Source organism: Dyadobacter jejuensis, from assembly GCF_003149085.1.
Taxonomy (GTDB): Bacteria; Bacteroidota; Bacteroidia; order Cytophagales; family Spirosomataceae; genus Dyadobacter; species Dyadobacter jejuensis.
Genome location: NZ_QGDT01000009.1, coordinates 23,218 through 36,394 on the forward strand (window position 1 = coordinate 23,218; position 13,177 = coordinate 36,394).

The window sequence follows — 13,177 nt, forward strand, 5'->3', positions numbered from 1 at the left end:
GGTCAACGTTTTAAGGGGTACTGAAAATAGATAATCACCATATTGAGTAGTAAAAATGGCAGTTCTATAGCTATCCCCTTTAAATTTTGATCCAGGGCATGGTAGCAGATGATCAAAAGAATTCCTGCCGCCATCAAAAAATTACCCCAAACAAAAGTCCTAGGAAACAGGATCAGCACGGAGGCGATCAGCGTCACGAGACCCAATAGAGCCACATCCGTCTTGGTAAACCCCCATTTAGAGAACATTTCTAACATTTCAAGTTTACCACTGAACATGGCATAGCCTTGTTTGAGCCCCATTAGTACGGCACCAAACATGAGCACTGCATTCACTATTTTTAGAGTCATATCAAATGGGATTATACCAAAGGCCGACCTACCTTGGCCCGCCTTTGGTAGGGTTCTACAAGTTAGTTTGCGAGCTCAGTCATTATCTAGTCGTGTAGCCACCGTTAGCAAAGATAGTTTGCCCTGTCACCCACCAGCCGTCGGTCACCAGGAACTCCACCAAGGGGGCTATATCCTTGATATCGGTGAGGCCACCCAAAGCCGACGCCGACTTATGATAGGCCACGGCATCGTCACTTTCCTGTCCATAAAAGAATGGGGTGTCCATGGGGCCTGGGGCCACTGCTGTGACGGATATACCTCTGCTGCCAAACTCCTTCGAAGCGGCCCTGGTAAAATGCTCCACAGGCGCTTTTGCCCCTGCATAAGTAGAATACAAACCGGTATAAGCCGCCAAGAGCGAAGTCACGATCGTGCATATTTTTCCGTTATCATTGAGTTTCTTACCGGCTTCCTGCAAAAAGAAATAGGCCGCTTTGGAGTTGACCCCAAACATCGTATCATACTCAGCCTCTGTGGTTTCCGAGAAAGGCTTTTTAAGTACCATTCCTACGGTATTGATGGCGATATCGACCCCTCCAAATTTGGCTATGGTCTCATCGAAAAACTGGGTAACACGGCTAATCTGGGTCAGATCGCCCTGAAACAAAAAGGCCTCAGCTCCCAACGACTGTACCATAGCCAAAGTAGCCTCGCTTTCTGCTTTAGAACTATCGCTGTTGAAATGTATGGCAAGCTTGGCCCCTTTTACGGCAAAGTTTTTGCTCAGTAATGCTCCCAAGTTCTTGCCTCCACCGGCAATCAGTACGACTTTGTCTTTTAAGTTTGTTGTTGACATCTTAGTTGTATTTAGTTATTGATTGATTAATGCGTAGTTGGCTGAGACTTGCCTCCGATTCATAGGAAACCTTTCGGAATTTTCGATCCTCCTACTTTCCCTCCTTCTATACTAGCCCGCTGTATCTAAGCGATGCTTTGTAAAAATTAAATGGCTCAAAGGTCAACTCCTTGACGGAGGAGGCCATATTCAGGATGGGCTGCCGGAGTTAGCCCCGAGTATGATCCAAGCTCGTCTCTTAGGAATCAGGCGAATACTTTATTCCTCTTCATTTGTCTGACACAATCGCGCAATTCGAGGGCATTCGAAACAGACAGTTTATGATATATAGAGCCTTTTATGGTGCTGATAGTCGAAGGTTTTCGATCGAGTTTACGAGCGATCCAGGTGGTCCCCTTTCCATCTGCTAAATAATCGGCAATCTCCGTTTCGCGGTTCGACAACCTCACGGTACCCTTGGCCCTCGATATTTTCCTATTCTTCGAGCGTGGCTTGTCAAACATCCATGAAAGCAAATCGGTACTGCTAATATATTTTCCACCGTTTGCTATTATCCTGACACATTCCCCCAGTTCGGTGGAGCTTGCTTCTTTAGAGATATAGCCGCTTATCCCAATCCTTAAGTAATTCGAGATTGTTTGAACGTCCATTTCTCCCTCATCGTAGAGAATCACCCTACAGTCGGGAAATCTCTTTTTCCACTGTTTCATATTTTCAAGGCTTTCACTCCTATGCTGTTCATTGAGGCCTAGGATGAGTATATTGGGTCTCTGACCCGTCTCATCATGAGGCAAATAGCTTAAACTCTCCGATTCTAACGTTAAAATATTTTTAAACTCTGCTTCCAGAAAATACTTTAAGCCAGCCCTTAGGATAGGGTATTGCTCTATTAACAGAATGGTCATAGTATTTAGGTTTATTGTTAATGAAATTGCTGATGATGTGATTCCCTGCATCCATATATCTAGACAGTTATAAAGGACTAGGTATAGTATGCTTTCTAAAAAAGTGAGATTGATAAAATGCTAGATGAGGGCAACATCATCCAAAGCTTCCTATTGACTATTAGAAGGAAAATAGATGAGCTATCAAATACTTCCTATAACAAAAGTATAGCATTCTTAATGGACCGTAGGGGGATTTTCTTATTTAATACCTATGAATATCTTATAGTTGGCTATAAAAAAATAAATACCAGTGTTAGAATTTCTGTTATTTCTAACTCACGCTTCCTTCTGGTCATACTCGAATAAAAATCAATAAATTAAATAGTATATTTTTTATACTATACAAACATTATCCTATTGTAAATACAAATCATAATGTATGGCTATAGGGATTAAACAAGTATTAAATTAAAATTTATCCGGTTTCACCTTACCAAAAATAATTGAATAATAAATAGTACATTTTCACTTTTAGGTAAGATAACAGCTTCAAGCCATTAGGAATTTAAGGTGTGATTATCTATTCAATAAAGGTGGACTATTTGGTCATCACCTGTCGTACTATACGTTGGTAACAAACGAGTCGATTCCGCTACCAGTATATAGAAACAGAAAGGCCTGAATCTATAAATAGACTCAGGCCTTACTTTCTGGTGTACTTTCTATTTTACTCCGTGACGGTAATAGTCACCGTTTTGACCACCTGCTTCTCTTCCCCCAACAAGTTGTTTGCAGCCACGAAACTAGCCTGATACGTACCGGGCGTATTGTACTGGTAGGTGTAACCGGTTTCCTTGGTCGTCATCCCTTTTAGGAAAGTCCCTAGATCGGGACTGACTCTGGTGAGGTCAATAGGCCCAGTAATCGCCCAGGCTTCGGCAGGAACGGTTGCGGCGGCATCGGAAGTCGCACCGGTGATCACCAGAGAAGTAGTAGAAACCGACCAGTTATAGCTAGCAGATCCTAGGTAGGTTCTCCATCCTGGGCTCATCCCATAATTCACTCCGTAGTTGGTGATGGCCGTCGAAGTATGATTGGCAAGGGTATAGCTAGTACCATCGGGTAACTCATTGCTGACTTTTAGATTAGAGATGGTCCATTTGTTTTGTTTTGATCCCACCTCACCCACATATTTAAAGGCGATATAGGTGGATTTGTCGACGACCATCGCACTAGACAGGTCGATAGCCCCCGAACTCGTTGACGACCCTGTGGAAAGCTTAGCTTGCGAAGTAAGATCGATCCAAGTGGCATTTCTCACGTTTTGCCAAGATTCATCAGTCGTAGCTCCAAAACCTACAAAATCGTTTGAGGCCAGTATTATCAAGGAGTTGGGCTGCGAACCATTCGCTCTGGCGGAAGTAAATTGTAGCGTCGGGGTGCCTTCCGCCGACAGACGTTTTACATAGGCCTGGCGTTTACCTACCTCTCCGGAATAAAAGGTTATAAAGTCGGGGTTTCCAGAAAAGCTGAATTCGACGGGCTCCCCTACCTGATAGGTTGTTTTGGGGGTAGTGACCTCCAAGGAAGGGCTGGTTAGTTGGGGTTGGTTACAGGCGTTTAAAGCCAATAAACCCACCAGTAGGATATGAAAAATATTCTTTTGCATAATTTAATTGTTCAGTAATTAAGGAAGTCTACCATTCTGGATTTTGAGTAAGCATTTTGTTTAAGGAGAGTTCCCGTAAAGGAATGGGCTGCAACAAATGCTTCTGGGTAATGTTATTGGCAGCAACGGTCGCCGGCCCTCTAAAACTTCCTCCCATTAAATACGCCTCCTCGGCCAATGTTTTCATGGTAGGAATCAGGATATTCCAACGAATCAAGTCTAGCTTCCTCCAGCTTTCAAAACAAAGCTCGCGGGAGCGTTCATCCTTAATCAGTTTTCTAAATTCCCCTTGGGAGCTTACCATTTCAGCATCCGTATAAAGGGTTGTCTGAGCACGTTCTCGTACCTGGTTCAGCCACTGATAGGCCAGAATAGTGGGACCATTCACCTCATTTTCGGCCTCTGCCGCCATGAGCAACACATCGGCATAGCGCAGTAAGGGGAAATTGGTCCCATTGTAGTTTTTGATTTTATTCGCTGTTAATTCATATTCGCGGCGCCATTTACCAATATTGCGGTTATAGATTTGGGTAGGAAGCCAGTACACTTTTTCAGGCCCAAAATTTTTGGAATAGGCAAAGGGAGCTATGGCCCAGTCGCGGCGGGTGTCCGTAGAGTCATAAAGATCATATAAATGCTTCTGCACCCTATATTGGGCCCCCGAAAACCCTAAATCAAGATCCTGCTGGCTGATCCCGTTATTATTTCCTAATCCTCCGGTTTCTCCATAGGGTTCGCCGGCTCCAGTAGTAAAAAATTCCAATTCCCATATCGACTCTTTGGTGTCATACTTGTTCTGTATCAGGTTGATAAAAAACTGCTCGTAGCTTGGATTCAGTTCATGGTAACCCAAGTCGATCACCTGCTTACTCCATTTGAGGGCATCGGCATACCGTGCTACATCGTTAACTGGGAAACCGGCTTTGTAAAGGTTTACCCTAGCCAGAACCCCCCAAACCGCCGACTTAGAAATCCTACCGGCCATATTTTGATCCAAAATACTAGGCACAAGTTTTTCTGCCGCTTCCATTTCCTGAATAATAAAATCGTACACCTCATCGGCAGGAACCCGCGGATAGGCAATATCGTTAACAGATGCCGTGGGTAATGTTCTAAGGGGAACTGCCCCATAGTTTTGCACCAACACAAAGTAATAATAAGCCCTTAAAAATCTAGCCTGCCCTTCAATATTGTCTCTGGCTTCCTCAGACATTTCGGGCTTCTCCAGGTTATCGAGCAGCACATTGGCTCTTTCAATCCCGGTGTACATATATCTCCAAATCAGATTCACGACATTATCACCCGCATCATATACATACACTTGCGCTCCTCGGGAAGCAGTAGTAAACATCTCGTCGGCGACGTCCCAGGTGGTAGTAAGGCCATCTCCCCCGTTGTACATTCCTGTTTTGCCAAGCATGTCATATACTCCATTTAAGGCATAACTGAGCTCGGTTTCATTATTATAATAATACTGAGGCGAAAGGAAATCGGATGGCTGGGTGTTCAGCGCTTCTTCACAAGAGAACAACCCCGTTGCAAATAGCAGCGTAAGGATTACTATTTTTTTCATATTCTTGTAGGATAAAATTTTAGAATGAGGCGTTAAGTCCAAAAACAATGGTTCGGGCCCTAGGATAGGGCGAAAAATCAAATCCGGGAGTAAGCGCAGAGTGCCGGGTCGACACCTCTGGATCGATTCCCGAATATTTGGTCCAGGTATAAAGGTTCTGTGCAGAAACATAAATACGAGCCGACTTCATTTTAATAGGCTGTAAGATTCTAGATGCAATATTATATCCCAACGAAACGGTTTTCAAACGTAAGAAAGAGGCATCCTCTACCAGACGACTGGTATACAGATTTTGCCCATATCCATTATAACGAGGGATATTACTGCTTGTATTTTCAGGCGACCAACGATCTAAATAGGTAGCGTATTGATTGGTATTCGACGAAGCTGATGTGGCATTTTCGAAGGCTACCCGATTGGCATTTAGGGCGTCGTTACCGTATGAAAACTGGAAAAAGACGTTTAAATCAAATCCTTTGTACTCAAAATTATTATTTAATCCCCCTATAAAATCTGGATTAGGATTACCTATGGTAGTATAATCGTTTAGATTGATAATCCCATCGTTGTCCAAATCGCGGTATTTGGCATCTCCAGGCTGAATACTAGCTCGGTTGGCTCCATTTCCAGCTATGTTGGGTTTTAAGGCATAGGCCCCGCTGGCGAGACGGTCAAAATCTTCGTACTGATATACCCCATCAAATATCACCCCGTACATCATCGCTATGGGTTGCCCAATTTTGGCAATATACACCGGATTAGAGTTGTAAATGGCCCAGGTAGTAGAGGTAAGGGCTTCTTGGCCTTCAGTCAAGGCCAATACCTTATTCTTGTTAAAGGTGATGTTAAAACTGCTATTCCATTTAAAATCGGGCCGGGTAATGTTAAAAGAATTAAAGGATAGTTCTATACCACTGTTAGATACAGCGCCAATGTTCTTAAAGGCTTGCGTGTAACCCGTAGCATAGGGCAGCTGGGCATTCAAGAGCAAATCATTGGTCCGTTTATAATAGTAATCCCCCGTAAACGTCAATCGATTATTGAAAAAAGCGAGATCAATTCCAGCGTTTATGGTGTTGGTCAACTCCCATTGCAGATCAGGATTCGCCAAGGCGGTAATGACGGCCCCTTTGTCGGGAACAGCATTGTCGAATGAATAGCCATTATGAGAGGCAAAGTTCAACGAAGACAGATAGGCGAAGTCACTCACCCGGTTATTACCTGCTACTCCATATCCTAATCGTACCTTCGCATCGGTTACGAAGTTTAGGTCTTTCATAAATTCCTCTTCTACCAGCTTATAAGCCACCGCTGCCGAAGGGAAATAGCCCCAACGGTTCCCTTTAGCGAATTTGGAAGATCCATCCCCCCTAATAGTAAAGTCTAACAAATATTTAGATTTGAAATCGTAGTGTAAACGAGTAAACAAGGACTGTAAAGCCCATTGAGAGCTATATGATTGGATAGTTTGCGGGGTTCCTTCGTCGATTCCGCTTAATCCGAGCGCTTCGTTGGGCAGCTGTGTTCCTACGGCCCCAAACCGAGCAGAATTGGTAGCTTGTTGGCTATAACCGCCCAGAATAGAGAAGTTATGAAACTTGCCTATTTTTTTGCGATAGGTGAGTGTATTTTCATTACTAAAGTTGTTAGACTTAGTAAAATATTCACTTCCATTTACCCCTAATGATTGCGGATAGGCAGGGTTCCCAGTTCGAGTCAGGGAATTATTGAAAGTTGCATCCTGATAGAATCCGCGGTTGATATTTCCCGTAATTCTCAATTTTAGGTCCTTGGTGATAGCATATTCCGCATAAGCGCTGGCATTTATTGAGGTATTGAATTTTTCGCGCTGCTCGTTTTGAACCTGAATGAGCGGGTTGGTTCTGTAGTCGGTGAGTGGATTTATAGCGGGGTCGGTCAAGGACTCTTCAAACGGCAAAGTTTGATCCGTATTAAATGGCCGATAACTCCAGATACTGTACATCAAACTAGCCGAAGTTGAGCCCCCATTGGCCGTGGCAATGGTTCCATATTCCTTGGTATCGCTATAATTGACGTTGATCCCTACCTTAAACTTTGGGTTAATGGTTTGATCCAGCTTAAACCGGCCCTGATACCTTCTAAAACCCGTATTTACAAATATCCCATCCTGATCGAGTACGGAGCCCGAAAAAGAATATTTAGTGGTATTACTACCACCACTTACCGAGATACTATGGTTGTGCATATGTGCTCGTTGCAACACCTTTTCGTACCAATCTATGCCCTCCACACTCTTATAATCCTCCAGAGTTTTTTCGGGAAAGGTCAAATACCGATTGATAATATCGGGGTTATTGGATTCTAACTGTAACTTAACAAACTCATATGGACTGAGCACCTCCAGGCGATTGATGTCATCCAAGAACCCGTAAGAGCCGTTATAATTAATAGAGGGTGCTCCCGTTTTCCCACTTTTGGTGGTGATCATAATCACCCCATTCGCTCCTCTTGAGCCATAGATAGCGGTGGCACTGGCATCCTTTAGGATATCAATAGATTCGATATCGGCAGGATTTAGCGCATTATTATCATTACTTTCTATAGGAAAGCCATCGATCACATATAAAGGCGAATTGTCTTGGGTTAGCGAGTTGGCTCCACGGATTACGATATTGGGCAAGGACCCAGGCTGGCCGTCATTAGAAGTCACCTGCACACCCGCTACCCTACCGGCTAGGGCTTCATCGAAGGACTTTACCGGAGCCAGGTTCATATCGGTAACATTTACGGTGCCCACAGAGCCCGTTAAGTCCTTTTTATTGGCCGTTCCATAGCCTATCACCACCACCTCATTCAGGTTATCTTCACTAGCGGCCAGACGGATATTATGGACGGTTTTGGATCCAATACTCACCTCCTGAGTGACAAAGCCAACAAAACTAAATACCAACACGGCATTGTCGGCCACCCGATCGAGGGCGTATTTCCCTTCTACATTGGTAGTAGTACCAGTTTTGGTGTTTTTCACGACGATACTTACACCGGGTAAAGGACTCCCTTTTTCGTCTGTTACAATACCAACGACGTTTTTATCCAAAACGACCTCAGTAGCATGAGCCATAGACAGGCTTATGCCAAGGCCGATTATCAATGCGTTCAGGAAGGATGATAACCTACTAAGGTAGCGGTTCTTATTCCTGAAATAGAGAATAGCAGAATTTTTTCTCATACAGTTACTGGGTTTAAAAATGGTGAACTAAAATGATGCTGTAAAAGTAACTTGGTTCGAGTCAAGGGAGCTTGGCAGGATGTTGCAAATGCTATTTGAAATTGATCAAATCGAAGAAAATATTACATTTATCGACCCTAAAGAGCCTTTTTTAGTAATACTTAATGGAAATAATGGATATTTATAATGCTTTAAGTCTCCTTATGTTAACAAGGGTATCCCTATTATAGAATCGAAAGGAGCGGGCAGTAGCCTTACGGCTAAAAGTAATTATTGAAACATTTTTTTGCATTCGATTCCGTTACTCCGGGGTCCACCATAAAAGCATCGAATCGGAAGGGGGAGTTCCGAAAAACTAACCTGACAAAGTATTATGAGATTTTTACTAAGTATCCTTTTGATCACCGTTAGCGTCACACCGCTCTTAGCTCAAGATAGTTTTGCTGTAAGACAAGAGGATAATATTTCGCCAGAACTCATTTTCAGAAGATATACCAGTGAAGAAGGATTGCCGGATAATCGAATCAGATCTATTTTTCAGGATAGCAAAGGCTATCTATGGCTATGTACCATGAACGGACTAGCCCGCTATGATGGATATACCTTTAAAAAGTTTGACGCCAACGAAAACGAAAGGAGCATTGCAGGCAATTGGACCCATGCTATCTGCGAAGATGCTTCCCAAAATCTTTGGATGGGGACTGGGGATGGTCTAAACTTTTACGATGTCAAAACAGACCAATTTACCCGTTTCGTTCATGATCCGAATGACAAAAACTCTCTATTTAGCAACCGAATAACCAGCCTAGTAGCCGACAAGCAGGGTAAAATATGGATTGGGACCGAGGACGGTCTGGCCAATTTTCAGCCAGCCACCGGCCAATTTAAGACCCTAACACAAGCTCCCTTTAATACCAATATCTGTACGATCATCGAATCTTACGACGATTATATCTGGATAGCCACCAGGAACGGACTGGTACATTATAACGTAAAAACCGACACCTATAAGTATTATCCCTCCACAATCGCCCCCAATATCCATGGGGACACCTTTTGGTCCTTATACGAAGACGATCGAAACCTGTATATAGGAACCACTAGCCGAGGGTTGGTAAGGTTACCTTATCAAAAACAAACTCAGGACTACGGAAATTTTGAATACTTAAATAAATTTTCGAATACAAAAGATCATCTAGAAAACGACGAGATATTCGATATTTGCAAATCTTCTACTGGCGATTTCTGGCTGGCAACTGCAAGAGGCCTGGCAAAAATAGAAAACTTAAAGTCCCCTAATTCGAAACTAAGCTTTCAAAGAAATAACCCAATCAATAACAAGAGTCTGAGTGATAACACCGTATACCAGGTCTTTATCGACAAAAACAAAATCCTCTGGTGCGGAACCGAGTTAGGCCTCAACAAACTGGATCTGGATCTGCTCCCATTCCGCTATTACACCTTCAAAGACTCCAAGAGTCTGGATCAAGTCCGAAGTGTTTTTACCAGAGATGGCGTGAATATTTGGGTTGGATCATCCCTCAATGGAGTATATCGCTACAACCTGAATACCAATGCTACGGTATCCTATCAATTTCGACACGATATATCCAGGTTCAACTTCAACCGAAACCGCTCCATTTTTATTGAAGACACCGGAAAAGCCTGGTTTGGTACCTTGGGAGGGGCTATTAGCTTCGATATTGCTGAGCCCAGTCGTCTCTCTCAAAAATTTGACAACAAAGGTATTTATACTTATTTGAAGGATTCTAGTAATAATTTATGGCTGGGGACCAATAAAGGTCTGATCAAGATCGATAAAAACGGCACTGAAAAAATATATACCGCTCAAACCAAAGCGCCTCACCGACTCAGTGGAAACCTACTGCGCCACTTGTACGAAGACCGAAGTGGGCGGGTATGGATAGGCCTCGAGACTGCCGGATTAAACATCTACCTTCCTGAAAAGGATGCTTTTTTGAACTTCAACGAGCTCAATAGCCAAGGAAAGCTATTGGGAAATACCGTCAGCTCGATTACGGAATACCCCAAAAATGTATTCTGGGTAGGTACGGACGCCGGACTCAACAAAATACAGGTAAATAGAAACCAGCAAGGTGAATTCCAATTGAAGATAAAAAACTATTCGGAAGCCAGCGGCCTGCCCGACAAGGCAGTAAGTGGGGTGATGGCCGATGACCTAGGCTATATCTGGGTGAGCACCATTAAAGGCCTATTGAGGTTCGATACGACCAAGGAGCAATTCCACAACTTCTTACCAAACCTAAACTTCAATTTTAGCTGTGCCTACAAATACAGCAGCCATCAATTTATTTTTGGCACCTCCGATGGCTTCGTGGTGTTCGACCCTCATAATGTTTCTACCGACGACCTCCCTCCTCAAGTAGTCATATCGGACCTTAAACTTTTTAACCAACCGGTTCAAATCGACAGCCTTTATCATGGCCAAGTACTGCTGAAACAATCCTTATCGCATACCAAAGAAGTACACTTCAGTCATAAAAACAACGTCTTTACCATAGGCTTTACAGGACTCCATTTTTCGAACCCTGAGAATAATATTTACGCCTATAAAATGGAAGGATTCGATACGGATTGGATTTACACCAAAGCGTCTAACCGATCGGCTACTTACACCAATCTAGATCCTGGCACCTATTATTTTCAGGTCCGAGCCTCCAGTGGACTAGGGGTGTGGAATAAAGATCCATCAGTAATTAAAGTAGTAATCCAAACTCCACCATGGCGTACCTGGTGGGCCGTACTCCTTTATTTTATATTGGCCCTATCCGTGCTTCTCATTATCATCCGACACTTGTTGATTCAAGCCCAACAAAAGCAACAAATAGAGTTTGATGAAAAAGAAATTGCACAATTAAAGAATCTTCATCATATGAAGATGGAGTTTTTTACCGATATCTCCCATGAGTTTAGAACCCCCTTATCGCTTATCGTAGGACCGGTGGAAGACATGTTAAGGACTACGGACCCGATGTCGGGGACTGTGAAGAAGAAGCTTCAACTCGTATACCGCAATTGTAAAAGCCTATTATTCCTGATCGACGAGCTGGTGACGTTTCAAAAATTCGATCAGGGAATGCTGAAACTGGCCTTAAAGAAAATGGACCCAGTAGAGTTCACAGAGGATATCTGCACCAATTTCGAATTATTGGCTCAAAAGAATGCGATTGATTTTGAGTTTTCCTCTCAGGTAGCCAAGCATACCATGTGGTTCGACCCTGGCAAATTGGAGATGGTACTCAACAACCTCATTTTTAATGCCTTTAAATTCTCCAATCCTGGTGGACAGGTTAAGGTGCAGATGTACACCGTAAAGCAGGAGAGCCCCGCCGACAAGCCCTGGTTATGCATCAGCATAGAGGATAATGGAAAAGGAATTCCTAAGGATGAGATTACGCATATTTTTGACCGATTTTACCAAGGTAACACCAACAAAAGAGGTTCGGGAGTAGGCCTATCCCTCTCCAAAAGCCTGATAGAACTACATAAAGGCGTGATCACCGTAGAGAGCCAACCTAACATCCGTACCCGTTTTACGGTGTTTCTACCCCTATCGACGGCCCTTACACAGACTCCCCAGGAAGTAAAAGTAAGCAAAGGTTCCATGCCCCTTTTTGTGGATGGCGCATCCCTTGCCGAAGTGCTTGGAGGAGAAATAGCTGAAGAGGATAAAGGAGATTTGCTGATCGTCGATGATAATGAAGAGGTACTGGCCTTTCTCGAATTGTTGTTTCAGAAAAACTATAAAGTCAGAAAAGCCCTCAATGGGTTGGAAGCCATAGCCTGCATTCGAGAGCTCGAACCCGACCTAGTGATAAGTGATGTGATGATGCCCAAGATGGATGGCATCGAACTATGTAGCCGCATTAAAAGCCAACTGGCCACCTGCCATATCCCGGTAATATTGTTGACCGCCAAAACGGCCATGGACCATGCCATAGAAGGGATAGGTACCGGGGCAGACGACTATATCCCCAAGCCCTTCAATGCGCATTTCCTACAACTCCGAGTGGAGAAACTAATAGAATCTCAAAAAAGACTCCTAGAAAAGTTTCGGTTTACGCCGAATGGTTCACTGACCGTACAGCCCCATGTCACCCACGAAAACCTATTACTCAACCCTAGGGAAGACCTCTTCATCGAAAAAATAACTCAGTGCATCAAGGAACAAATCAACAATGAATCGTTTAGCGTAGTGGAGCTGGGTGCTACCTTAGGAATGAGCCGTAGCAACTTGTTTCGCAAGCTAAAGGCCATTACCGGGCAAACTCCCATCGAGTTTATTTATTACATTCGACTTAATTATTCCGTGGAACTACTATTAGAACGGAAACTAAACATTTCGGAAATAGCCTACGAAGTCGGATTTAAAAACCCTTCTTCCTTTAGCAAGTCCTTCCGAAAGCAATTCGGAAAATCGCCCTCTGTTTATTTGAATGATAGGCTCGAAGAAAGCAAACAGGCCTCAAACATACAGGAAGAGCGGGGAGCTTCTAATGAATAGCCATTAAAAATAATAGATAACAACTTAGTATCACCGATTGAAATAGCTATCTTGACAGGTAGGCATCGGAACGATCAGGAGAACGTTCGAGCCGGCATAACGC

7 protein-coding genes are annotated in these 13,177 nt (G+C 43.5%); 1 reads left to right on the forward strand and 6 read right to left on the reverse strand.

The features are described from left to right. Positions 1-2: 2 nt before the first annotated feature. The 6 genes from CLV98_RS15910 to CLV98_RS15940 form a co-directional block, all read right to left on the reverse strand. The gene (locus tag CLV98_RS15910) at positions 3-350 is read right to left on the reverse strand and encodes a hypothetical protein (protein WP_109675704.1); all 348 of its coding nucleotides are present in this window, start codon (positions 348-350) and stop codon (positions 3-5) included. 82 nt (positions 351-432) lie between these two features. After that, positions 433-1,188 carry an SDR family oxidoreductase gene (locus CLV98_RS15915; protein ID WP_109675706.1) on the reverse strand — a complete coding sequence of 252 codons (756 nt, stop codon included), beginning with the start codon at positions 1,186-1,188 and terminating at the stop codon, positions 433-435. Between the two features lie 245 nt (positions 1,189-1,433). Further along, complete coding sequence (locus tag CLV98_RS15920; RefSeq protein WP_158281279.1) at positions 1,434-2,093, reverse strand: response regulator transcription factor; 660 nt, start codon at positions 2,091-2,093, stop codon at positions 1,434-1,436. A gap of 709 nt (positions 2,094-2,802) precedes the next feature. Next, complete coding sequence (locus CLV98_RS15930) at positions 2,803-3,744, reverse strand: DUF5017 domain-containing protein (protein WP_109675712.1); 942 nt, start codon at positions 3,742-3,744, stop codon at positions 2,803-2,805. Positions 3,745-3,772: 28 nt separating this feature from the next. Then, entirely contained in the window at positions 3,773-5,317 is a 1,545-nt protein-coding gene (locus CLV98_RS15935) for a RagB/SusD family nutrient uptake outer membrane protein (protein ID WP_146202292.1), read from the reverse strand. A 19-nt stretch (positions 5,318-5,336) separates the two neighbouring features. Next, positions 5,337-8,528, reverse strand: a complete 3,192-nt coding sequence (locus CLV98_RS15940; RefSeq protein ID WP_211320051.1) for a SusC/RagA family TonB-linked outer membrane protein — start codon at positions 8,526-8,528, stop codon at positions 5,337-5,339. A gap of 373 nt (positions 8,529-8,901) precedes the next feature. Between CLV98_RS15940 and CLV98_RS15945 the strand changes: the two genes are divergently transcribed. Continuing rightward, entirely contained in the window at positions 8,902-13,074 is a 4,173-nt protein-coding gene (locus tag CLV98_RS15945) for a hybrid sensor histidine kinase/response regulator transcription factor (protein WP_109675716.1), read from the forward strand. Positions 13,075-13,177: the final 103 nt, after the last annotated feature.

What these genes read in the sequence shown, in the direction of transcription:
- CLV98_RS15910 (WP_109675704.1), bottom strand. Translation starts at nt 350, where the DNA reads ATGACTCTAAAAATAGTGAATGCAGTGCTCATGTTTGGTGCCGTACTA.
- CLV98_RS15915 (WP_109675706.1), bottom strand. Translation starts at nt 1,188, where the DNA reads ATGTCAACAACAAACTTAAAAGACAAAGTCGTACTGATTGCCGGTGGA.
- CLV98_RS15920 (WP_158281279.1), bottom strand. Translation starts at nt 2,093, where the DNA reads ATGACCATTCTGTTAATAGAGCAATACCCTATCCTAAGGGCTGGCTTA.
- CLV98_RS15930 (WP_109675712.1), bottom strand. Translation starts at nt 3,744, where the DNA reads ATGCAAAAGAATATTTTTCATATCCTACTGGTGGGTTTATTGGCTTTA.
- CLV98_RS15935 (WP_146202292.1), bottom strand. Translation starts at nt 5,317, where the DNA reads ATGAAAAAAATAGTAATCCTTACGCTGCTATTTGCAACGGGGTTGTTC.
- CLV98_RS15940 (WP_211320051.1), bottom strand. Translation starts at nt 8,528, where the DNA reads ATGAGAAAAAATTCTGCTATTCTCTATTTCAGGAATAAGAACCGCTAC.
- CLV98_RS15945 (WP_109675716.1), top strand. Translation starts at nt 8,902, where the DNA reads ATGAGATTTTTACTAAGTATCCTTTTGATCACCGTTAGCGTCACACCG.